The organism is Bifidobacterium merycicum DSM 6492 (genome assembly GCF_900129045.1).
GTDB classification, from domain to species: domain Bacteria; phylum Actinomycetota; class Actinomycetes; order Actinomycetales; family Bifidobacteriaceae; genus Bifidobacterium; species Bifidobacterium merycicum.
On sequence record NZ_FQTX01000003.1, the window covers coordinates 170,560 to 192,196 of the forward strand.

General features: G+C 61.2%; 34 protein-coding genes. All 34 read right to left on the reverse strand.

The window, feature by feature from the left end:
• Positions 1-46: 46 nt before the first annotated feature.
• The 34 genes from BUB29_RS05910 to BUB29_RS06075 all read right to left on the reverse strand — a co-directional run bounded on the left by BUB29_RS05910 (position 47) and on the right by BUB29_RS06075 (position 21,635).
• Positions 47-2,143, reverse strand: coding sequence for an ABC transporter ATP-binding protein (locus BUB29_RS05910; RefSeq protein WP_033522704.1), 2,097 nt, complete (start codon positions 2,141-2,143; stop codon positions 47-49).
• 7 nt (positions 2,144-2,150) lie between these two features.
• Complete coding sequence (locus tag BUB29_RS05915) at positions 2,151-3,125, reverse strand: ABC transporter permease (protein WP_051915284.1); 975 nt, start codon at positions 3,123-3,125, stop codon at positions 2,151-2,153.
• 34 nt (positions 3,126-3,159) lie between these two features.
• Positions 3,160-4,143, reverse strand: a complete 984-nt coding sequence (locus BUB29_RS05920) for an ABC transporter permease (RefSeq protein ID WP_033522703.1) — start codon at positions 4,141-4,143, stop codon at positions 3,160-3,162.
• A gap of 247 nt (positions 4,144-4,390) precedes the next feature.
• Positions 4,391-5,323: a tRNA pseudouridine synthase A gene (locus BUB29_RS05925; protein WP_033522702.1), complete on the reverse strand. Its 933-nt coding sequence runs from the start codon at positions 5,321-5,323 to the stop codon at positions 4,391-4,393.
• A gap of 213 nt (positions 5,324-5,536) precedes the next feature.
• Positions 5,537-6,004 carry a 50S ribosomal protein L17 gene (rplQ, locus tag BUB29_RS05930; RefSeq protein ID WP_033522701.1) on the reverse strand — a complete coding sequence of 156 codons (468 nt, stop codon included), beginning with the start codon at positions 6,002-6,004 and terminating at the stop codon, positions 5,537-5,539.
• Positions 6,005-6,088: 84 nt separating this feature from the next.
• Positions 6,089-7,087, reverse strand: a complete 999-nt coding sequence (locus BUB29_RS05935; RefSeq protein ID WP_033522699.1) for a DNA-directed RNA polymerase subunit alpha — start codon at positions 7,085-7,087, stop codon at positions 6,089-6,091.
• 78 nt (positions 7,088-7,165) lie between these two features.
• Positions 7,166-7,564: a 30S ribosomal protein S11 gene (gene rpsK, locus BUB29_RS05940; protein ID WP_003827267.1), complete on the reverse strand. Its 399-nt coding sequence runs from the start codon at positions 7,562-7,564 to the stop codon at positions 7,166-7,168.
• 82 nt (positions 7,565-7,646) lie between these two features.
• Positions 7,647-8,024 carry a 30S ribosomal protein S13 gene (gene rpsM, locus BUB29_RS05945; RefSeq protein WP_003827268.1) on the reverse strand — a complete coding sequence of 126 codons (378 nt, stop codon included), beginning with the start codon at positions 8,022-8,024 and terminating at the stop codon, positions 7,647-7,649.
• Between the two features lie 143 nt (positions 8,025-8,167).
• Positions 8,168-8,281 carry a 50S ribosomal protein L36 gene (gene rpmJ, locus BUB29_RS05950; RefSeq protein ID WP_003808136.1) on the reverse strand — a complete coding sequence of 38 codons (114 nt, stop codon included), beginning with the start codon at positions 8,279-8,281 and terminating at the stop codon, positions 8,168-8,170.
• Positions 8,282-8,302: 21 nt separating this feature from the next.
• Entirely contained in the window at positions 8,303-8,521 is a 219-nt protein-coding gene (gene infA, locus BUB29_RS05955; protein ID WP_003827269.1) for a translation initiation factor IF-1, read from the reverse strand.
• Between the two features lie 178 nt (positions 8,522-8,699).
• Positions 8,700-9,266, reverse strand: a complete 567-nt coding sequence (locus BUB29_RS05960; protein ID WP_033522698.1) for an adenylate kinase — start codon at positions 9,264-9,266, stop codon at positions 8,700-8,702.
• Positions 9,267-9,377: 111 nt separating this feature from the next.
• Positions 9,378-10,715, reverse strand: a complete 1,338-nt coding sequence (gene secY, locus BUB29_RS05965) for a preprotein translocase subunit SecY (protein ID WP_033522695.1) — start codon at positions 10,713-10,715, stop codon at positions 9,378-9,380.
• Positions 10,716-10,886: 171 nt separating this feature from the next.
• Positions 10,887-11,339: a 50S ribosomal protein L15 gene (rplO, locus tag BUB29_RS05970; protein ID WP_033522693.1), complete on the reverse strand. Its 453-nt coding sequence runs from the start codon at positions 11,337-11,339 to the stop codon at positions 10,887-10,889.
• Between the two features lie 2 nt (positions 11,340-11,341).
• Positions 11,342-11,524, reverse strand: coding sequence for a 50S ribosomal protein L30 (gene rpmD / locus BUB29_RS05975; protein WP_033522691.1), 183 nt, complete (start codon positions 11,522-11,524; stop codon positions 11,342-11,344).
• Between the two features lie 5 nt (positions 11,525-11,529).
• A complete protein-coding gene (gene rpsE / locus BUB29_RS05980; protein ID WP_033522690.1) occupies positions 11,530-12,255 on the reverse strand; it encodes a 30S ribosomal protein S5 in 726 nt (241 codons plus the stop codon).
• Positions 12,252-12,623 (reverse strand): 50S ribosomal protein L18, encoded by a 372-nt coding sequence (gene rplR, locus BUB29_RS05985; protein ID WP_033522689.1) that lies wholly within the window; start codon positions 12,621-12,623, stop codon positions 12,252-12,254. Before rplR ends, rpsE begins: the two co-directional genes overlap by 4 nt.
• A gap of 1 nt (position 12,624) precedes the next feature.
• Complete coding sequence (rplF, locus tag BUB29_RS05990) at positions 12,625-13,164, reverse strand: 50S ribosomal protein L6 (RefSeq protein ID WP_033522688.1); 540 nt, start codon at positions 13,162-13,164, stop codon at positions 12,625-12,627.
• A 17-nt stretch (positions 13,165-13,181) separates the two neighbouring features.
• A complete protein-coding gene (gene rpsH, locus BUB29_RS05995) occupies positions 13,182-13,580 on the reverse strand; it encodes a 30S ribosomal protein S8 (protein ID WP_033522686.1) in 399 nt (132 codons plus the stop codon).
• A gap of 83 nt (positions 13,581-13,663) precedes the next feature.
• Complete coding sequence (locus BUB29_RS06000; RefSeq protein ID WP_003808046.1) at positions 13,664-13,849, reverse strand: type Z 30S ribosomal protein S14; 186 nt, start codon at positions 13,847-13,849, stop codon at positions 13,664-13,666.
• Between the two features lies 1 nt (position 13,850).
• Positions 13,851-14,426 (reverse strand): 50S ribosomal protein L5, encoded by a 576-nt coding sequence (gene rplE / locus BUB29_RS06005; protein WP_033522685.1) that lies wholly within the window; start codon positions 14,424-14,426, stop codon positions 13,851-13,853.
• The gene (rplX, locus tag BUB29_RS06010; protein ID WP_033522684.1) at positions 14,423-14,758 is read right to left on the reverse strand and encodes a 50S ribosomal protein L24; all 336 of its coding nucleotides are present in this window, start codon (positions 14,756-14,758) and stop codon (positions 14,423-14,425) included. The genes rplE and rplX overlap by 4 nt, the downstream gene beginning before the upstream one ends.
• A gap of 1 nt (position 14,759) precedes the next feature.
• Positions 14,760-15,128 (reverse strand): 50S ribosomal protein L14, encoded by a 369-nt coding sequence (gene rplN, locus BUB29_RS06015; RefSeq protein ID WP_033522682.1) that lies wholly within the window; start codon positions 15,126-15,128, stop codon positions 14,760-14,762.
• A gap of 139 nt (positions 15,129-15,267) precedes the next feature.
• Complete coding sequence (gene rpsQ, locus BUB29_RS06020) at positions 15,268-15,528, reverse strand: 30S ribosomal protein S17 (RefSeq protein WP_033522681.1); 261 nt, start codon at positions 15,526-15,528, stop codon at positions 15,268-15,270.
• A 2-nt stretch (positions 15,529-15,530) separates the two neighbouring features.
• Positions 15,531-15,782 carry a 50S ribosomal protein L29 gene (gene rpmC / locus BUB29_RS06025; protein ID WP_033522679.1) on the reverse strand — a complete coding sequence of 84 codons (252 nt, stop codon included), beginning with the start codon at positions 15,780-15,782 and terminating at the stop codon, positions 15,531-15,533.
• A 1-nt stretch (position 15,783) separates the two neighbouring features.
• Positions 15,784-16,203 carry a 50S ribosomal protein L16 gene (rplP, locus tag BUB29_RS06030; RefSeq protein ID WP_003827283.1) on the reverse strand — a complete coding sequence of 140 codons (420 nt, stop codon included), beginning with the start codon at positions 16,201-16,203 and terminating at the stop codon, positions 15,784-15,786.
• Positions 16,204-16,209: 6 nt separating this feature from the next.
• The gene (gene rpsC / locus BUB29_RS06035) at positions 16,210-17,013 is read right to left on the reverse strand and encodes a 30S ribosomal protein S3 (RefSeq protein ID WP_033522678.1); all 804 of its coding nucleotides are present in this window, start codon (positions 17,011-17,013) and stop codon (positions 16,210-16,212) included.
• 2 nt (positions 17,014-17,015) lie between these two features.
• On the reverse strand, positions 17,016-17,375 hold the full coding sequence (rplV, locus tag BUB29_RS06040) for a 50S ribosomal protein L22 (RefSeq protein WP_033522676.1): 360 nt from the start codon (positions 17,373-17,375) through the stop codon (positions 17,016-17,018).
• A gap of 15 nt (positions 17,376-17,390) precedes the next feature.
• Positions 17,391-17,669: a 30S ribosomal protein S19 gene (gene rpsS / locus BUB29_RS06045; RefSeq protein WP_003808025.1), complete on the reverse strand. Its 279-nt coding sequence runs from the start codon at positions 17,667-17,669 to the stop codon at positions 17,391-17,393.
• Between the two features lie 14 nt (positions 17,670-17,683).
• Positions 17,684-18,514 carry a 50S ribosomal protein L2 gene (rplB, locus tag BUB29_RS06050; RefSeq protein ID WP_003827286.1) on the reverse strand — a complete coding sequence of 277 codons (831 nt, stop codon included), beginning with the start codon at positions 18,512-18,514 and terminating at the stop codon, positions 17,684-17,686.
• A 36-nt stretch (positions 18,515-18,550) separates the two neighbouring features.
• Positions 18,551-18,847 carry a 50S ribosomal protein L23 gene (gene rplW, locus BUB29_RS06055; RefSeq protein WP_033522674.1) on the reverse strand — a complete coding sequence of 99 codons (297 nt, stop codon included), beginning with the start codon at positions 18,845-18,847 and terminating at the stop codon, positions 18,551-18,553.
• Positions 18,848-18,852: 5 nt separating this feature from the next.
• Positions 18,853-19,512: a 50S ribosomal protein L4 gene (gene rplD / locus BUB29_RS06060; protein WP_033522673.1), complete on the reverse strand. Its 660-nt coding sequence runs from the start codon at positions 19,510-19,512 to the stop codon at positions 18,853-18,855.
• A gap of 6 nt (positions 19,513-19,518) precedes the next feature.
• Positions 19,519-20,169 carry a 50S ribosomal protein L3 gene (rplC, locus tag BUB29_RS06065; protein WP_033522672.1) on the reverse strand — a complete coding sequence of 217 codons (651 nt, stop codon included), beginning with the start codon at positions 20,167-20,169 and terminating at the stop codon, positions 19,519-19,521.
• Between the two features lie 16 nt (positions 20,170-20,185).
• Entirely contained in the window at positions 20,186-20,494 is a 309-nt protein-coding gene (rpsJ, locus tag BUB29_RS06070; protein WP_003827292.1) for a 30S ribosomal protein S10, read from the reverse strand.
• A gap of 274 nt (positions 20,495-20,768) precedes the next feature.
• Positions 20,769-21,635: a YwiC-like family protein gene (locus BUB29_RS06075; RefSeq protein ID WP_073117602.1), complete on the reverse strand. Its 867-nt coding sequence runs from the start codon at positions 21,633-21,635 to the stop codon at positions 20,769-20,771.
• Between the last annotated feature and the right edge of the window lie 2 nt (positions 21,636-21,637).

Sequence of the window (21,637 nt, forward strand, 5' to 3'; positions counted from 1 at the left end):
ATATTCAAGGATTCGTGGGATGCGAATCCATCACCCGCGCTTGGAATCAAGCGAAATGGCAGGCGACCGTATGGCCGTCGCCGCGGGAAGCTTCGTTCGAGACGCGCATGCTCGGGCGTTCGCCCATGCAACGCGCCTGTTGTTCCTTCGTCAGCGTCGGCATCAGTGGGCATCGGCCCACGAACGGGCAGCCGGCGAAGGTTTCCGTCGCGCTGGGCAGTTCGCCTTGCAGCACGACACGTTGACGGGACCGTTCCCTTTGCGGGTCGGGAACCGGAACCGCGCTCATCAGGGCCTTGGTGTACGGGTGCAGCGGATGGTCGAACACGTCATCCGTGTCGCCGACCTCCACGAGCCGCCCCAGGTACATCACCGCGATGCGGCTGGAAATGTGGCGGACCACCGACAGGTTGTGCGCCACGAACAGATAGGCGACGCCAAGCTTGTTCTGCAGGTCCTCCAGCAGGTTGATCACACCGGCCTGGATGGAAACATCCAACGCGGAGACCGGTTCATCGAGCAAAACCAGCTTCGGATTCACGGCCAGGGCGCGTGCGATGGCGATGCGCTGACGTTGGCCTCCGGAGAACTGCGTCGGGAAGCGATCCACCTGATCCGGGTTGAGTTCCACGAGCCGCATCAGTTCGCCGATGCGCTGGCGAATCTCCTCACGGCTCTTATGCTGCGCCTTCAGCGGCTCGGCAAGCACGTCGTAGATCGGCAGACGGGGGTCGAGCGAGCTCATCGGATCCTGGAACACGTATTGCACCTGCGCACGCAGTTCACGGCGCTTCTCGCGGGACATGTGCTTCTTGCTCAACGTCGTGCCGAGGACGGTGATGGAACCGGATTCCGGCTCGGTGAAGTTCATGACCTGCGTCAGCGTGGTGGATTTTCCGGAACCGGATTCACCCACCAGCGCCACGGTCTCGCCTTCGCACACATCGAAGCTCACGCCGTCCACCGCATGCACTTTGCCCACATTGCGGCGGAAGAACCCACCGGAGGTGACCGGGAAGGTCTTGCATACGTCCTTCAGTTCAAGCACCTTCCTGCGCTGGCTGCGGGGAATGTGCGCGAACTTGGACGGCGTTCGGTCATCCACCTGGTACACGTCATGGAAGGTGAGTCCCTTACTCGCGATCTCGTCGGCGCGCAGGCATGCCGCCAACTGCCCTTCGAGCCCTGAAATGGGTTTGAGCTCCGGCTCCTCATGGCGGCATGCGTCGGTGGCCATCGGGCAACGGGGCGCGAACGGGCATCCCTGCGGCAAGTCGGCCAGATTGACCGGGGAACCGGGAATGGGCACGAGCCGCTTGTCGCTGCCGCGATCGGAACGCGGCACCGCACCCAGCAATCCCATGGTGTACGGCATGGCGGGATGCGCGAAAATGCTGTCGACGTCCGCGTATTCCACCGGGCGCCCCGCGTACATGACGATGATGTCGTCCGCCATGCCCGCGATGACACCCAGATCATGGGTGATGAAGATGACCGCGGCACCCGTTTCGCGCTGCGCTTTCTTCAACACTTCGAGGATCTGCGCCTGGATCGTCACATCCAATGCGGTGGTCGGCTCGTCGGCGATGATGACGTCCGGGTCGTTGGCGATGGCCATGGCGATCATCACACGCTGGCGCATGCCGCCGGAGAACTGGTGGGGAAACGCGGTCAGGCGCTTCTCCGGCTCGGGGATGCCCACCAGATTCATCAGTTCGATGGAACGGTCGTGGATCTGTTCGGCGCTCATGCCGGGATTATGTATGGTCAGCGCCTCCTTGATCTGATCACCGATGGAGAACACCGGGGTCAGCGCGGAAAGCGGGTCCTGGAAGACCATGGCGATGCCCTTGCCGCGGATCTTGCTCATGGCGAGGTCATCCTTGTCGAGCAGTTCCTCGCCACGGTAGCGGACGGATCCCTTGACGCTCGCATTCTTGTCGAGCAATCCCATGATCGCCATGGATGTCACCGATTTGCCCGAACCGGACTCGCCGACGATGCCGAGCGTCTTGCCGCGGTAGAGGTCGAAATTGACGCCGCGCACGGCACGCACCACGCCCGCTTCGGAAGCGAAGCTCACATGCAGGTCGCGGACTCGGAGAACCGGCTTCTTCTCTTGCGTTTCCTTCTGATTGGTCATTTCGGGCTCACTCAGCCTTTCCAGCGGAACGGGAATACGGGTCGATGGCGTCACGCAATCCATCGCCGATCAGCTGCACGGAGAAGGTCAGCACGATCAGCACGATGGAGGGGAACAGCAGGATCCATGGGGAGGTCATCACCACGGTCTGGCCCGCGTTGAGCAGGGTGCCGAGCGAGGTGTCGGGAGCTTTGATGCCCAAGCCCAGGAAGCTCAGCGCGGTTTCGCTGTTGACCGCGCCGATGACGCCGAGCACGGTGTTGATGATCAGCACCGAGCCCAGATTCGGCACCAGATGACGCACGATGATGTGGAACGACGAAACGCCCATGTATTTCGCGGCGTGGACGTACTCACGCTCGCGCAGGCTCAACGTCAACGTGCGCAGGGTACGCGCGTAGCCGATCCAGCCGAAGGCCGTCAAACCGAAGACGAGCCACAGCCAGTCGCTGCCGCCGGTCGCGGAGCTCACGATGAGCGCGATGAGGAGGAACGACGGCACCACGAGCAGCATGTCAAGCACCCACATGCCGACTTTTTCGAACCAGCCGCCGAAATAGGCGACCGCGGTGCCGACGATCGCGGCGATCACCGTGGTGCCGATGGAGCTCAGCAGACCGATGGAGAGGGAACGTCCCAGACCACGGACCACCATGGCGTACAGATCGGAACCGCCGACGGTCGTGCCAAACCAGTGGTCGGCGGTCGGACCGGAGCCGAGTGCCGTGAAATCAGGCTCGTCATAGCTCCATTTGGAGAGTTTGGAACCGAAGATCGCGAAGAATATCAGCACGACCAGCATCACCAAGCCGACAACGGCTGACTTGCGACGCATGAAACGCCTGACATACAGGGTCAGACGGCCTGTGCGTTTGAACGAATCATTCGCGGCCGGCGCATCATCGGAACCGAGATCCTCGCGTTCCGGTCCTTTCTGCGCTTCACATTCAACGGTTTCGTCATATTCGAGTGCGCTACTCATGGGGAATCACCTAATATTCAGTTCTTGTGGCTATTCAGCTCAAACGAATGCGTGGATCGAGCCATGCGGAGAAGATGTCGGCAAGCAGGGCGCCGGTAAGCGTGCAGACGCCGCCGAACGCGGTGACCGCCACCGAGCCGTTGATGTCGTTCTGGCTGATGGCCTGCACGAAGTAGGATCCGACGCCATTGATGGCGAACACGGTTTCCGTGATCACGGCGCCGGTGAACACGCTGGCGATGGAGAACGCCACATCGACGGCCGTCGGAATCAGCGACGTGCGCAACGCATGACGGCGGATGGCGACGTTGAGCGGCAGGCCTTTGGCACGTGCAGTGCGCACATAATCGGCGTTCATCGTATCGAGCAGATACGTGCGCTGCGTCAGATGGTAGCTGACCATGCCGGGGATGGTCAGCACGATGGTCGGCAGTATCAGATGCTGCGCGAAATCAAGGAACCACAGGAACGGATTCGATCCGGTGTAGGAATGCAATCCCGTCACGTAGAAGATCCTGCTGCCGGTGGACTTGTTGAAGCTGATGGCAAGCAGCACGACCAGCAGGCCGAGCACGGCGGTGGGGATGACCAGGAAGAAGGTGGCGACTGTGTTCAATGCGCGATCCTGCCACTTGTATTGGCGAATCGCCGTGTAGACGCCGATGCTGACGCCGAAGACCACGCCAAGGACGGTGGCCAGCGTCACCAGCTGGACGGACGCGCCGATACGGGCCGCGATCGCTGGACCGACCGGCGACTGGTCCGGGCTCAATCCCCAATCCCAACGGGTCACGATGTTCTTCAGCCACCGTCCGTACCGGATGATGACGGGGGTCTGATCGTTGATGTTAGCGAGGGTCAGCGAACGGTTGATTGAGGCGATCGGCGGATGCGGATGGCGGGACATGTAGTTCGAGCGTGGGTCCATGAACGCGCTTGCCAGGAAGTACGTCAGCGACACTGCGATGAACAGCATCACCACGTAATTGGCGATGCGCTTGACGATGTATTTGATCATGCGACCCCCTTCAGGCCAACCCCTTGCGCCTTATGTATTGGTCTGTAATAGGTCGCATATTTTTCCGGGGCAACCCTGTTTCACATTGTGGAACGGGTCCGTCTCATGACCGAAACACGCGAATTCCGCGGCAAACCGCATGCTGGCAACGTTTCTCCCACATGGAATGCCGTTCACAAATTGCGGCCGTTACAACACTCGTCGCAGCGTTTGTCACATCGCTCGCCGCAGCGTCCGTCGCAATGGATTACGGCAGCGTCCGCTTCGCACGAATCGCCTGGGCGCGAACCGCCAGCTGATCGTCGGAAGGGTAGGCGACGTGTTCCAACGTTAATCCCTGCGGCGCGATCGGGCCGGTGCTGCCTTCACGCTTGGGAACGGCCATCTTGCCCGCGAACCAATCGAGATCGCGCTTGCCGAGGCCGACCTGCACGCAGCCGTTGACCAGGGAACGCACCATATTGCGGGCGAAGGCGTCGGCGACGATGGTGAAGCAGACCAAGCCGGATTCGAAGGTCGGCACGATATACCCTTGCTCCAAGCCGCTCTCCCGGCCGCTCTCCCGGCCGCTCGGCGGGACGAGCGGCGAAGTCCCGATACGTGTCCACTGCGCCCGTTTGACCTCACGGATGGTGGTGCCTCCCGGATTCGGAGTGGCGAAGGAGCCGAAATCATGCAGGCCGATGGTCATGGCCGCTGCACGGTTCATCGCATCGATATCAAGATCGTCATCGATATGGAGCACGCAGCCACGCAATCGCGGATCGACCTCTCCCCCACGATCGACGATGCGATACACGTATGTGCGTTCCAGCGCGGAGAACCGGGCATCGAAACCTTCCGGCGCCACACTGATGCGATGGATGGCGATATCGCCGGGCAACAGCCGCTGCAGGCGATGTTCCAGAGCCGTCACCGCGGCAACCTTCATATGCCCGACGGCGCGTTGCAGGACATCCTCACTGATGTCGATATGGCAGACCTGATGGCTGGCGTGCACGCCCGTATCGGTACGCCCCGCCACCACCAAGCGCAACGGCTCGTCGGCATCGTCGGCGGCGACGCGCAGAATGCGGCGCAGCGCGCTCTCCACTTCCCCCTGCACCGTGCGAATGTCGGGCTGCACGGCCCATCCGTAGAACGCCCCACCGTCATATGCCAAATCGATTCGAAGTCTCATAACCACCCATAGTACGGGTTCCCTCAACCTTCATGCGGCAGAAGCCGGTTCGTCCGCTGCCTCGCGCAGGCCGTCTGGTACGGCATAATCCAGTACGGCCCGGCAGACATATACGGTTCCGCCTCCCGAGGCGCATAACCCGCCGAATATACGAAAAGGGCCGGGAACCACATGGATTCCCGGCCCTTCAATCAATCAGTCGGACTGATCGACTCACTCAGCCTTCTCGGCCTCGTCCTTGGCTTCCTCAGCGGGAGCTTCGGCTTCGGCGGCGACCTTGGTCGCGGCTTCGGCTTCCTTGACGACGGCCTTCTTCGGGCTCACCGGCTCGGTGACGAGCTCGATGATGGCTGCAGGCGCATTGTCGCCGGTACGAGAGGCGATCTTCACGATGCGGGTGTAGCCGCCCTCGCGCTGCTCCATCTGCTCGGCGATCTCGGTGAACAGCTTATGCACGACGGACTTGTTGCGGATGACGCGCATCACGCGACGACGGGAGTGCAGATCACCGCGCTTGGCGAAGGTGATCAGTCGCTCGGCCAGCGGACGAAGGCGCTTGGCCTTCGGCAGCGTGGTCGTGATGCGGCCGTTCTGGAACAGGCTGGTAGCCATGTTCGCGAGCATAAGGCGCTCGTGTGCCGGGCTGGACGCCAGACGCGGGCCCTTCTTGGGTGTAGGCATTGTTACTCCTTTTGCCGGGCCGGTTCAGGTGGGCAAGAGCCCGAACATCCGAACCGGTCAAGCGGTTGGTCGAAGATTATGCGATCACTCGTCTTCCGGGGAGAAGAAAGTGCCGCCTTCGAGATTATTGGGGTCGAAGTCGCCGAGCGGCGAAGCCTTCAGGGAAAGACCCAGGGACTGGAGCTTCTCCTTGACCTCGTCGATGGACTTCATACCGAAATTGCGGATGTCGAGCAGATCCTGCTCGGTGTGGGAGACAAGCTCACCGATGGTGTGGATGCCCTCACGCTTCAGGCAGTTGTAGCTGCGCTGAGTGAGGTTCAGATCCTCAATCGGCACGGCATGCTCAGGGTTGGTTTCCTCCACCACGGGAGCGGAACCAACCTCAACGCCCTCAGCCTGAACGTTGAGCTCACGGCACAGACCGAAGAGCTCCACCAGGGTGGAACCGGCGGATGCCACCGCATCGCGCGGGGAAATGGCCGGCTTGGTCTCCACGTCCAGAATGAGCTTGTCGAAGTCCGTGCGCTGTTCCACACGGGTGGCCTCGACCTTGTAGCTCACCTTGAGCACCGGGGAGTAGATGGAATCGACCGGGATACGGCCGATTTCGTCAGCATCCTGCTTGTTCATCGACGCCGGCACATAGCCGCGGCCACGCTCGACGGTGAACTCGATTTCGAGTTCGCCATCTTCGGCCAGGGTGGCGATATGCTTGTCCGGGTTGGCGATGGTGACGCCGGCGGGCGGGGTGATATCGCCTGCGGTGGCTTCACCCTTGCCACTCTTGCGCAGGTACATCACGACGGGCTCATCATATTCGCTGGTGAGCACGATGCCCTTGATGTTCAGCAGGATCTCGGTGACGTCTTCCTGCACACCCGGCAGAGTGGTGAACTCATGCAGGGCACCGGAGATACGTACCGAAGTAACAGCGGCACCCGGAATCGAGCTCAACAGGGTACGGCGCAGCGAGTTGCCAAGCGTGTAGCCGAAGCCCGGTTCAAGCGGTTCGATAGTAAAACGGGAGCGCTGAGGATTCAGCGATTCCTCGGTAAGAGTCGGACGCTGTGCAATAAGCACTGTGGTATCCTTTCAGCTTCTGAACGGCGGTGCACTCGCCGAACATAAGCACGTTGGATGAATATTGTCTAGTAGTGCTCAGACGCGACGGCGTTTCGGGGGACGAACGCCGTTGTGTGCTTGCGGGGTGACGTCGGTGATGGAGCCGACTTCAAGACCTGCAGACTGCAGGGAGCGGATAGCGGTTTCACGACCGGAACCCGGGCCCTTCACGAATACGTCGACCTTCTTGACGCCGTGTTCCATCGCCTTGCGGGCGGCGGACTCGGCAGCCATGCCGGCAGCGTACGGCGTGGACTTACGGGAGCCCTTGAAGCCGACGTCGCCACCGGAGGCCCAGGACACCACAGCGCCGGACGGATCGGTGATCGAGATGATCGTGTTGTTGAAAGTGGACTTGATGTGCGCCTGCCCGACCGGGACCGACTTGCGGTCGCGGCGACGAGGCTTGCGCGCGGCTTGCTTCTGAGCTGCCATTGATCCTCGTTTCCTAATAACGAATGTCTTGCTGGCCTACGCGATGAGGATGCGCACCTCGTGGCGTATGCTTCGCCACCTATTACTTGGTGGCCTTCTTCTTTCCGGCGACCGTGCGCTTCGGGCCCTTGCGGGTGCGAGCATTGGTCTTGGTGCGCTGACCACGCACGGGAAGACCCTTACGGTGACGCTGGCCTTGATAGCAGTTGATCTGAATCTTACGACGGATATCGGCGTCGATTTCACGACGCAGATCGCCCTCGATCTTGAAGTTGGCTTCGAGGTAGTCACGCAGCGTAATCAGCTGCTCGTCGGTAAGATCCTTGACGCGAATATCCGGATTGATACCGGTCGCAGCAAGCGTTTGCTTCGCACGGGTACGACCAACACCGAAAATGTAGGTGAGGGCGATCTCGATGCGCTTCTCGTTAGGGATGTCGACTCCGGCAAGACGTGCCATTGCGATTCCTTCTATGTTCCGTAGGTCTTGCACCCTCTCGCCCGGTTATCCGGCACGGGCCTACGTACCCGTGGTTCAACGTCGCTTCCAAAGGAAGGCGTTGTGAGAAAGTGCCTTATTACTTGTGCCGCAGGGAAATCTGCTCAGCCCTGGCGCTGCTTGTGGCGCGGGTTGACGCAGATCACCATGACGCGGCCGTGACGACGGATCACGCGGCAGTTTTCGCAGATCCTCTTCACACTAGGGCTGACCTTCATGGTTTTCCTTTACTTGTACCTTTACTTATAACGGTACGTAATGCGTCCGCGAGTCAGATCGTACGGGCTCATTTCGAGCACCACGCGATCCTGCGGGAGAATACGGATGTAGTTCTTCCGCATCTTTCCGGAGATGGTGGCCAGCACGATGTGCTTGTTCTCAAGTTCAACACGAAACATCGCGTTTGGCAGCGCTTCGACTACCTGACCTTCGACTTCAATCACACCGTCTTTAGCCATGAGCTCCAGTCCATCCTTGTGGGTGCATTACACAGCGCTTCCGAAGAAACACCAACTTGCAAGAATACACAGTAGGGCCCCCAAGATCGCGGACGGCGTGTCACGTGATCTTGGGGGCCCTATCGGCCGGCGGGTTCTTCCCGCCTTCCCACCGTATTTACAGCGTGTGGATGTCCGCTCAGCGGGCGTCGAGAGCTGCGACGATGTTCTTCTGGATGGCGTCGATCTCGCCGACACCATCGATGGCGACCAGCTGGCCACGGCTCTTGTAGGTGTCCAGCAGCGGCGCGGTCTCCTTGGCGTAGGTGGCGAGGCGCTTGGCGATGGCTTCCGGCGTGTCGTCGGTGCGGCCCTGCTCCTCGGCGCGCTTGGCGATGCGGGCCATCAGCACGTCATGATCGGCGTCGAGGGCGACCACGGCGTCGAGCGGGGTGCCGAGCTCTTCGAGCATGGCGTCGAGGGCTTCGACCTGGGCGGCGTTGCGCGGGTAACCGTCGAGGATCCAACCGTTCGCGGTGTCGTCCTGGGCCAGACGGTCCTTGACGATGGAGTTGGTGAGCTCGTCGGGGACCAGTTCGCCCTTGTCGGTGTATTCGATGACCTTGAGACCGAGTTCGGTCTTGCCCTTGATGTTGGCACGGAAGATGTCACCGGTGGAGATGGCGGGGATGCCGTAGTGCTCGGCGAGCAGCGCGGCCTGGGTGCCCTTACCGACGCCCTGGGGGCCCATGATCAGCAGACGCATGAGGGTTCTCTTTCTATTCTGTTGGATTCTGTTGTGTGGGTTATACGTGACGGAGCGCTACCGAAGTCTAGTTCCGTAGCGCTCCGTAAGCATGGCCGGGTCAGCGACCCGTCACTTGCCTTCCTGATGGTCGGTGTTCTCGAACAGGAAGCCAGCGTACTGGAACTGTTCGGTCTGCGCCTTCGCCTGACGCAGGGTGTCGAGGCCGACGCCCGCGATAATCAGGATCGTGGTGCCGCCGAACGGCAGCTTGGTGTTAAGGTTCAGCGCCATGATCAGCACGGTCGGGATCAGGGCCACGAACAGCAGGTAGACGGCACCGACGGTGTTCAGGCGGTTCATCACGTAGGTCAGGTAGCGGCTGGTGGCGCTGCCCGCACGGATGCCGGGGATGAAGCCGCCGTACTGCTTCATGTTGTCGGCGGTCTCGTCCGGATTGAACGTGATCGACGTGTAGAAGAAGCAGAAGAAGACGATCATCAGCGCATACAGGGCGATGTACCACACGGAGGTGGTGTTGCCCAGGTTGGCGTTGATCCACTTGACCCAGGACTGGTCGGAGTTGCCGAACTGGGCGACCAGGGTCGGGATGGCCAGAATGGAGGATGCGAAGATCGGCGGGATGACGCCGGACATGTTGATCTTCAACGGCAGGTAGGTGGAGGAGCCGCCGTACATCTTGCGGCCGATCATGCGGCGGGTGTACTGCACCGGGATACGACGCTGGCACAGTTCGACGAAGTCGACGAAGATGAGGATGACGACCAGCACGGAGACCACGATGGCGAACTTGCCCCAGTCGCCGTCCGTGCCGTTGGTGCCATAGCCGATCTCCCACAGCTGCGGCAGGAAGCCGGAGCAGATGGACATGAAGATGAGGACGGACATACCCTGACCGATGCCCTTATCGGTGATGAGTTCGGCCATCCACATGATCAGACCGGTACCACCGGTCATGATGAGGACCATGACCATGAGGTTCCACACGGAGCCGTCGGGGATGACCTGGGAGCACTGGTAGTTGAACAGGGCGCCGGAACGCGCGGTGACCAGAATGGTGGTGGACTGCAGCACCGCAAGTCCGATGGTCAGGTAACGCGTGTACTGGGTCAGCTTGGTCTCGCCGGACTGGCCTTCCTTATGCAGGGCTTCGAAGCGCGGAATCACGACGCGCAGCAGCTGGATGACGATGGACGCGGTGATGTACGGCATGACACCCAGCGCGAAGATCGACAGCTGCAGCATGGCGCCGCCGGAGAACAGATTGACAAGTCCGATGAAGTTCTCCTGGTTGCCGGACAGCGTGGTCATGCACTTCTGCACGACCTTGTAGTCCACACCCGGGGTAGGAATGAACGAGCCAATGCGATAGATAATGATGATGAAAAGAACGAAGAGGATCTTCTTCCTGAGTTCTTTCGTCTTCAAGGCCTGGATTAACGTCCTCACCTAGATTCCTCCCTTATGGTGTTAGGCGCACAATTGACACACCACAATACGAATAAATTCACGCTAACGCACGAGCATAGTCGACAGTGTCTACTTCGTGCGTACACATCTCATAAAAATAGGCCCCCTTGCAAGCAAGGGGGCCATTTCAAATCACCTTCCGGAGACGAATCAGTCTTCGGAGATGGAGCCGCCAGCGGCCTCGATCTTGGCCTTGGCGGAGGCGGAAGCCTTCACGCCCTTCAGCGTGTACTTGACGGTGGTCTCGCCATCGCCCAGGACCTTCACCGGGTAACCGTTGCGGACGGCGCCCTTGGCGACCAGATCGGCCACGGTCAGTTCGCCACCCTCCGGGAAGAACTCGGTGAGCTTGGTGATGTTGATGACCTGGAACTCCGTCTTGAACGGGCTCTTGAAGCCACGCAGCTTCGGCAGGCGCATGTACAGCGGCAGCTGGCCGCCTTCAAAGCCAGGACGCACGTGCGTACGCTTGGTCTGGCCCTTGGCGCCGCGACCGGAAGTCTTACCCTTGGAGCCTTCACCACGACCGACACGAATGCGGTCCTTCTTGGCGCCCGGGGCGGGCTTCAGATCGTGCATCTGCAGAATTTCGTTATCTGCCATAATCAGTCAGCCTCCTCAACGGTGACCAGGTGACGCAGCACGTTGACCATACCGCGCACAGCCGGGGTGTCCTCACGGACGACGGTCTGGCCGATCTTGCGCAGACCGAGGCTCTGGGCAGTCGCGCGCTGCTTCGCATTACGGTTCACGAGACCGTGGTGCAGCGTAATCTTCAGGTTAGCCATGTGAATCACTCACCATCCTTCGCTTCAGCGGCAGCCTCTTCGCGAGCCTTGCGGGCTTCGGCGATGCCGGCGGCGCGGGCGCGCAGCAGGGCATCCGGAGCGACTTCCTCGAGGGAAAGGCCACGGCGGGCGGCGATCTCCTCCGGCTCCTCAAGCTGCTTGAGGGCGTCGACGACGGCGCGCACCATGTTGATCGCGGTGGGCGAACCCATGGACTTGGTCAGGACGTCGGAGATACCGGCGCACTCCATGACGGCACGCACCGGACCACCGGCGATAACACCGGTACCGGGAGCAGCCGGACGCAGCAGGACAGTGCCCGCGGCATCGTGGCCGATCACCGGGTGGGTGATGGTGCCACGCACGCGCGGCACGTTGAACATGTGCTTCTTAGCATCCAGCTGGCCCTTGGCGATAGCGGCCGGGACCTCACGGGACTTGCCGTAGCCGACACCCACGGTGCCGTTGCCGTCGCCGACCACCACGAGTGCGGCGAAGCTGAACGTACGACCACCCTTGTGGGTCTTGGACACGCGGTTGATGGTCACGACGCGATCGAGGAGCTCATCGCCCTTGTTCTCTTCGCGACGGTTGCGACGCTCACCGCGACGGCCTTCGCCGCGCTGGCCACGACGGCCACCACGACGATCGTCGTTGGACTTCTCTTCAGCCGGAGCGGCCTGAGTGTTCTGATCTTCAGCCACTTGAGTTTCCTTCACTTCTTCGCTCACAGTGCCAGACCTCCCTCACGGGCGCCCTCAGCGACAGCTGCGACACGACCGGTGTACTTGTTGCCACCACGATCGAACACGACAGCGTCGATGCCAGCGGCCTTGGCCTTCTCGGCAACCAGCTGGCCGACCTTCTTGGCGGCCTCGACCTTGGTGCCTTCGAAACCGGCGAACTCAGCGGTCAGAGTGGAAGCGGACACCAGGGTAATGCCCTTGGTGTCGTCCACGATCTGAGCGACCATGTGACGGTTGGAGCGGGTGACCACCAGGCGCGGACGCTCGGGGGTACCGGAGATGCGCTTGCGGATGCGTGCGTGACGGCGCTTGAGAGCGACCTTCTTGCCTTTTCCGAGAATAGCTACGCTCATATCACTTACCAGCCTTTCCAGCCTTGCGCAGAATACGCTCGTCGGTGTACTTGACACCCTTGCCCTTGTAGGGTTCCGGAGCGCGCAGCTTGCGGATATTCGCAGCAACCTGACCCACAACCTGCTTGTCGGTGCCCTTGACGATCACCTGGTTGGGGTTCGGCAGTTCGAACTCGATGCCTTCCGGCGGGTTCACGGTAATGGTGTGGGAGTAGCCGAGGAAGAACTCGATGCCCTTGCCCTTGGCGACGGCGCGGTAACCGGTGCCGACGATATCCAGGGTCTTGGTGTAGCCTTCGTGCACACCCTTCACCATGCCGGCGATGATGGAACGGCTCAGACCGTGCATTGCACGGGTCGTGCGCTGATCATCAACCGGGGTCAGGACGATCTCGTTGCCTTCGACGGCAGCGGTGATGCCCTCGGGGATCACGTAGGAATCGGAGCCCTTGGTGCCCTTGACCGAGAAGTTCTGACCGTCAATCTTGACTTCCACGCCAGCCGGAATGGTGACGGGGAGCTTACCAATATGCGATGCCATGTTTCAGCTCTCCTTTCTCACCAAACGTAAGCGACGATTTCGCCGCCGATGCCTCGATCGAGGCATTCCTTCTGGGTCAGCAGTCCCGACGAGGTCGAGATGATTGCAATACCAAGGCCACCGAGCGGCATCGGCAGGGAGTCGGACTTCGCGTAGCGACGCAGGCCCGGCTTGGAGATGCGCTTGATGCCCTGGATGGAACGCTCGCCGTTGGGGCCGTACTTGAGGGTGACCTCAAGAGCCTGGCCGACCTTGGCTTCCTTGGCGGTGAAGTCCTTGATAAAGCCTTCGCGCTTCAGAATCTCGGCAATGTTCGCCTTGAACTTGGAGTACGGCATATCCACGGTCTCGTGCTTTGCCGCGCTCGCATTACGCAGACGCGTAAGCATGTCTGCGATCGGATCTGTCATTGTCATTGTGGGCTAGTGCCCTTTCTCGCCGTGGTTTCCGCCGCCTATCCCCTACCGGGGAATCAGCCGCGGACCTTCAGCGTCGATGTTTACCAACTGGACTTCGTAACGCCGGGCAGCTCGCCGCGGTGGGCCTTCTCACGAAGGCAGATGCGGCACAGGCCGAACTTACGATACACGGAATGAGGACGACCGCAGACCTGGCAGCGCGTGTAAGCGCGCACCTTGAACTTCGGCTTAGCGGCCGCCTTGTTCTTCAGAGCGGTTTTTGCCATATCAGTTCTCCTTGAAAGGGAAGCCAAGGTGCTTAAGCAGAACGTAAGCTTCCTTGTCGTCCTTGGTGCTGGTCACCACGGTGACGTCCATACCGCGCTGGTGATCGATCTCGTCCGGGATGATCTCGTGGAACATGGACTGTTCGGTGAGACCGAAGTTGTAGTTGCCCTGTCCATCGAACTGGTGGCCGTTGATGCCGCGGAAATCGCGGATACGCGGCAGAGCCAGCGTCAGGAGACGGTCCAGGAACTCCCACATACGATCGCCGCGGAGGGTCACGTACGCACCGATGGCCTGGCCTTCACGCAGGTGGAACTGCGCGACGGACTTCTTGGCCTTGGTGATCTTCGGCTTCTGGCCGGTGATGGCGGTGAGGTCCTTGACGGCGCCTTCGATGAGCTTGGAGTCGCGAGCCGCGGCGCCGACACCCATGGAGACGACGACCTTCTGCACACGCGCGACCTGCATGGGGTTGGAGTACTTGAACTCCTTCTCCAGCTCAGGCACGATCTGCTCGTTGTACTGCACCTTCAAGCGCGGAGTTGCCGGCGCTTCGACGGTAGTGGTGTCGGTCATGCCAGCTCCTTTCCGGACTTCTTGGCAACGCGCACACGCACGGTCTTGACCTTGCCGTCGCGAGCCTCTTCCTTGACGTTCACGCCAACGCGAGTGGGCTTCTTGGTCTCCGGGTCGATCAGCATCACGTTGGAGCGATGGATCGGAGCCTCGACGGAGACGATGCCCGACTGCTGACCCTGCTGGGTGGCGCGCACGTGCTTCTTGACGATCTGGACACCTTCGACGATCAGTCGATCGTTGGAGAGCACGCGGGTAACGGTGCCTTCCTTACCACGGTCCTTGCCGCGGATGACCTTGACCAGGTCGCCGCTCTTGATCTTGGCTACCATGTCAGATCACCTCCGGGGCGAGGGACACGATGCGCATGAAGCGCTTGTCGCGCAGCTCACGAGCAATCGGTCCGAAGATACGAGTGCCCTTCGGTTCACGGCCGGAGCCGAGAATAACCGCTGCGTTCTCGTCAAACTTGATGTAGGAGCCGTCCGCACGACGGTGCTCCTTGACGGTACGAACGACGACTGCCTTGACAACGTCGCCCTTCTTGACCGATCCGCCAGGGATCGCGTCCTTGACCGAGGCGACGATGACGTCGCCCAGGCCGGCATAGCGTCGCTTCGATCCACCGAGCACGCGGATGGCAAGGATTTCCTTAGCACCCGTGTTGTCGGCGACATGAAGCCGCGTTTCCTGCTGAATCATTGATTCTCCTTAGCCGAGCTGGTTCTCCCCGCACACTGGGCGCAGCAAAGTGACCATCTTTCCAGATGGCCACAATAGCAACACCCCTAGAGGTGCGCTTGCTGCGCCCAGTGTACGGCGAGCCTTGCCGAACTTTTGTTTACTTGGCGCGTTCGATAATGCTATCGAGACGCCAACGCTTGGTCTTGCTCAGAGGCCGAGTCTCCATAATACTCACGAGGTCGCCAACATGGGCTTCGTTGTGTTCATCATGGGCCTTGACCGTCTTGGTGGAACGAACGACCTTGCCGTACAGCGGGTGGGTCGAACGCTTCTCAAGCTCCACGGAAATGGTCTTGTCCATAGCGTCGGACACGACGTAACCGCGGCGAACCTTGCGGAAGTTGCGCTCTTCAGCCATGTTCACTTCTCCTTAACGGTTTCAGCGGCCGGCTCAGCGGTGATGCCAAGCTCACGCTCACGCAGCACAGTGTACATGCGGGCGATGTCATGCTTGACGGCCTTGAGACGAGCCGTGTTGTCGAGCTGACCGGTTGCAGACTGGAAGCGCAGGTTGAACAGCTCTTCCTTGGACTTCTTCAGGAAGCCCTCGATCTCCTCATTGGTCTTCTCGTTGAGATTCTTGATGGAGTACTCTTCGGTTCCGACTGCCATATCAGATGTCACCGCCTTCACGTGCAATCACACGGCACTTCATGGGGAGCTTGTCGATTGCGCGGCGCAGAGCCTCGCGAGCGACGTCTTCGGACACGCCACCGATTTCGAACATCACACGACCGGGGTGGATGTTGGCGACCCAGAACTCCGGGGCACCCTTACCGGAACCCATTCGAGCACCGAGAGCGTGCTTGGTGAGCGGACGATCCGGGAAGATGGTGATCCACACGCGGCCGCCACGCTTGATGTAACGAGTCATGGCGATACGAGCGGCTTCGATCTGGCGGTTGGTCACGTAGGCCGGTGCCAGAGCCTGGATGCCGAAATCACCGAAGTTGATCTCGTTGCCGCCCTTGGACATGCCAGTACGAACCGGGCGGTGCTGCTTGCGGTACTTAGTCCTCTTTGGGATAAGCATTCTTGCTCACTCCTTCGTTTCCGTGGCAGCGGGAGCCTCGGCAGCGGCTTCGGCCTTGGGGGCCTCGGCGGTCTGCGGCTTGGCTGCGGAACGGTTGCCACGACGCGGGCGGCGATCGCCACGACGGCCGGAGCGGTTGTTCTGCTGTGCCTGCTGCTCTTCGAACTCACGTTCGGTCATGTCGCCCTTGTAGATCCACACCTTGACGCCGATACGGCCGTAGGTGGTCTTGGCCTCGAAGAAGCCGTAATCGATCAGGGCGCGCAGGGTCTGCAGCGGAACGCGACCCTCGCGGTAGAACTCGGAACGGCTCATTTCCGCACCGCCGAGGCGGCCGGAGAGCTTGATGCGGATGCCCTTGGCACCGGCGCGCATGGCGTCCTGCTGGGCCTTACGCATCGCGCGACGGAAGGTCACGCGGTTGGTCAGCTGCTCAGCGATGCCCTGGGCGACGAGCTGGGCGTCCAGCGCGGCGTTCTTGACTTCGAAGATGTTGAGCTGAACCTGCTTGCCGGTGATCTTCTCCAGCTTGGCGCGAACGCGCTCGGCTTCGGCGCCACGGCGGCCGATCACGATGCCCGGACGAGCGGTGTGGATGTCCACGCGGACGCGATCACGGGTGCGCTCGATCACGATCTTGCTCACGCCGGCGCGCTCGAGGTCCTTGCTCATTTCCTTGCGGATCTTGTCGTCCTCAAGCACGAAGTCGCGGTAACGTTCGCCGACCTTGTTGGAATCGGAGAACCACTTGGAACGATGGTTCTCAGTAATACCCAGGCGATAGCCAAAGGGATTGATCTTCTGACCCATCTTTAGCGGTCTCCTTCCTTGTTGGCAACGACGACCGTGATGTGGCTGGTGCGCTTGTTGATACGAGCGGCACGACCCTGGGCACGGGCGCGGAAACGCTTGAGCGTCACGCCTTCGTCCACGTAGGTCTCCTTCACGACCAGATCGTTCTCGCGGAACGGCTCGCCAGCCCTCTCGGCCTTGACGCGAGCGTTGGCGATGGCGCTCTCCAGGACCTTGCGAACCGGAAGGGACGCAGCCTGCGGAGCAAACTTCAGAATGGTAACGGCTTCAGTCGCCTGCTTGCCTCGGATGAGGTCGACCATGCGGCGAGCCTTGCGCGGCGTCACGCGGACGTGACGAGCGATTGCTTTAGCTTCCATAAGTCATTCTCTCCTTTAGCGGCGGGCCTTCTTGTCGTCCTTCACGTGACCCTTGAAGGTCTTCGTGGGGGCGAACTCACCGAGCTTGTGGCCAACCATGGATTCGGTGACGAACACCGGCACGTGCTTGCGACCGTCGTGGACGGCGAAGGTGTGACCGATGAAGTCAGGGGTGATCATAGAACGGCGGGACCACGTCTTGATGACGTTGTGGGTGCCCTTCTCGTTCTGCTCGTCGACCTTCTTCTGCAAGTGGGCGTCGACGAAGGGGCCCTTCTTGATGCTACGAGTCATCTTCTCGACCTTCCTTACTTGCGGTTCTTACCGTTCGGACGACGACGAACAATCATCTTGTTCGAGGCCTTCTTCGGACGGCGAGTACGAACTTCACCCTTGCCCCACGGGGAAACCGGCGGCTTGCCACCACGGGTACGACCGCCGTGCGGGTGGTCGACCGGGTTCATGGATTCACCACGGGTGATCGGGCGCTTGCCCATCCAACGGGCGCGACCGGCCTTGCCGAGCTGCACGTTGGCGTGCTCTTCGTTACCGACCTCGCCGACGGTGGCGCGGCAGCGCGCGTCGACGTTGCGGATTTCGCCGGACGGCATACGCAGCTGGGCGTAGGCGCCGTCCTTGGCCACGAGCTGGACGGAAGTGCCGGCGGAGCGGGCGATCTTCGCGCCGCCCAGCGGGCGGAGCTCGATGGCGTGGACGATCGTACCGGTCGGGATGTTCTTCAGCGGCAGGTTGTTGCCCGGCTTGATATCAGCCTGAGCACCGGTCTCGATGACGTCGCCCTGCTTGATGCCCTTCGGCGCGATGATGTAACGCTTCTCGCCGTCTGCGTAGTGCAGCAGGGCGATGTTGGCGGTACGGTTCGGATCGTATTCGATGTGTGCAACCTTGGCGGGCACGCCATCCTTGTCCCAACGACGGAAGTCGATGAGACGGTACTGGCGCTTGTGGCCGCCGCCGCGATGGCGGGAGGTCATGCGGCCATAGGAGTTGCGACCACCGGTCTTGGACAGTTTGCGAACCAGCGACTTCTCAGGCGTGGAGCGCGTGATCTCGGAGAAGTCCGAGACGGACGCGTTGCGGCGGCCTGCAGTCGTCGGCTTATATACGCGGATAGCCATAATGTAGTTCTTCCTTTAACTTTTCTCGGCTAGCCTTCAGTTACCGAAGATGTCGATCGTCTGGCCCTCGGCGACGGTCACGATCGCACGCTTCTGGGAAGCGCGCTGGCCGAAACCGGTGCGGGTGCGCTGACGCTTGCCGGCGCGGTTGAGGGTGTTGACGTTCGTCACCTTGACGTTGAAGATCTCTTCGATAGCCTGCTTGATCTGCACCTTGTTCGCGCTCGGGGCCACCACGAAGGTGTACTGGCCACGGTCGGAAGCGGCGTAGCTCTTCTCGGAAACGACGGGCTTGATAATCACGTCGTGTGCCGGCTTGTGAATAGCGACCATCTAAATCAGGCCTCCTTCGGCTCGGTCTTCGCAGCAACGAAAGCCTCGAAGGCTTCCTTGGAGAAGACGACGTACTGCGCGGTAACCACGTCGTACGTGTTGAGCTGATCGACGAAAATCGGGTGAACGGTCGGGATGTTGCGCACGGAGAGCCACTCGTTCACGTTGTCGCGGGTGAGCACGACGGTGGTGAAACGGTTCTCGGTGATCGGGGTCAGTGCGGCAACGGCGGCCTTGGTGGAAGGAGCATCGGCGACAGCGAAGTCGACGACTGCGATACGACCGGCGTTAGCGCGATCGGACAGCACGTACTTCAGAGCTGCGGCCTTCATCTTCTTCGGGGTGCGCTGGTCGTACTTGCGCGGCTGCGGGCCGAACACGACACCACCGTGGTACCACTGCGGAGCGCGGGTCGAGCCCTGACGAGCGCGGCCGGTGCCCTTCTGCTTCCACGGCTTCTTGCCGCCGCCGGAAACGTTGGCGCGGGTCTTGGTGGCGTGGGTGCCCTGACGAGCAGCGGCAAGCTGGGCCACGACGACCTGGTGGATCAGCGGCACGTGGGCCTGCACTTCTTCGGCGGAGAAGCCGAACAGCTCGGCAGGAGCCTCAACGGTACCGGTCTTGGCGCCCTTGGCGTCAGTGACGTTCAGAGTAATGTTTGCCATGGTTTATCAGGCTCCCTTCACTGCCGAACGGACGAGAACGATGCCGCCCTTGGGGCCGGGGATGGCGCCCTTGATGGCGAGGATACCGTTCTCAACATCCGCGGAAACGATGGTGAGGTTCTGCACGGTGGAGGTCACATGACCCATGCGGCCAGCCATGCGCTTGCCCTTGAGGATACGGCTCGGGGTTGCGCAAGCGCCGACCGAACCCGGACGACGTTCGTTCTTGTGGGAGCCGTGGGTACGACGGTAGGACTTGAAGCCCCAGCGCTTGATGGTACCAGCGAAGCCCTTGCCCTTGGTGGTGCCGGTCACGTCGACCTCAGCGCCCTCTTCGAACACTTCGGCGGTGAGTTCCTGGCCCAGCTCGTACTCGGTGGCGTTGTCCTCGCGCACCTCAACGAGGTGACGACGCGGGGTGACGCCGGCCTTGGCGAAGTGGCCAGCCAGCGGCTTGGTGACCTTGGTCGGGTCGATCTGGCCGTAACCGATCTGGACCGCGGTGTAGCCGTCGGTTTCCTCGGTCTTGATGGCGGTCACCACGTTGGTGGAGACGTCGACCAGAGTGACGGGAACGAAGAGACCGTTCTCATCCCACACCTGGGTCATGCCGAGCTTCTTGCCCAGCAGGGCCTTGCGATCTGCTCTTTGCGACATATCGGTTCCTCCTCCCTTACAGCTTGATCTCGATGTTGACATCTGCGGGCAGGTCGATGTGCATCAGGGAATCCACGGCCTTGGGGGTCGGGTCCACGATGTCGATAAGACGCTTGTGCGTGCGCATCTCGAAGTGCTCGCGAGAATCCTTGTACTTGTGAGGAGAACGAATAACACAGAAAACGTTCTTCTCGGTCGGCAGCGGAACGGGGCCAACAACAGTTGCGCCCGCGTTCGTCACCGTTTCGACGATCTTCTTCGCCGATTGGTCGATGACCTCGTGGTCATAGGACTTAAGCCTGATGCGGATTTTCTGTCCCGCCATTGCCGTCCGCCCTTTCTAGCGATTCGTGTACTGTTTACCAGCCTGTTTCGTGTTAAGGGCACCGGCGCGCATGGCCTCCATTGGACATACGTCCTCTAGGCGGTCATCCGTCATCAGTGCGCGGCCCATCGAATCCACGGTTGTGGTTCCGATCCCGCGCTCGCTTTTTTGCTTCCAATTTGCGAGCCCAAAACAGGCAACTTGTTTATTAAAGCACCGAGCCCTGACTAAGCAGGGCTCTGCTGTGCTCGGCGTGTCGCCGTCTTTCGGGCGGTCAGACCGCAGTGGCCACGATAAGGGCGCAGGAGGCGATGCTGGATGCGAATTCGACGAGTCCCGTGTGCAGCGGGCGTATCGTCCTATGCTTGGCGAGCAGCGGCATGACCACGGCGCGGATGAGCAGCAAGGCGCTGAGGACGGTGAGCATCGGCATATGCACGGCGGAGGCGATGGCCACCGCAGCGGCATGCCACACCCATGACGCGGCGAGATATTTCGCGCTCCCCCGCTCGCGAATCATGGTTTTGACGAAGAGCACGGATCCGAATTGTGCGACGGCGAACGCGCATGCCAGCAGGGCGCCCATTCCGCCGATGCCGGGAATGGTCAGATCACGGATGCCCAGATCGGGGATGGTAATGCCGGTTCCACCGAGATTGCGGACGATATCCAGATCGCAGCCGTAGCGGAAGGTGAGCAGGGACATCAGGCAGGCGGCCGCAACCGCCACCGCGTTCGACCACAGTGACCGTTCCCTACGCAACCACGATGCGGCGAACGATATCACGGCGAGCACCACCATGGTCGGCGCCCACGCGAGGATGTCGGGATGCGTGGCGACGAAGGGCACGCCGACCGCGCACAGGATCGCGCAGTAGACGAGCGGCTGGCGCAGCCACCGCCTGGAGCCGCGTGATTTGAACCATCGCGCGGCGGAGAACTGCACGCAGTAGCACAGCAGCCAGCATGCCGTCAGCCACCATGGCGCCGCGGAGAACCCGTCGTATGCGACCGACGCGATGTCGCCGCCCAATGCCGGCGTCATCGCCATCATCACCGCACCGGGCTGATTGGGAAGCCAGGTGCGCAGTCGCTTTCGTATGCTGTTGTTGCCGGTACGTCGTTTCGAGGATGCTGTCATGC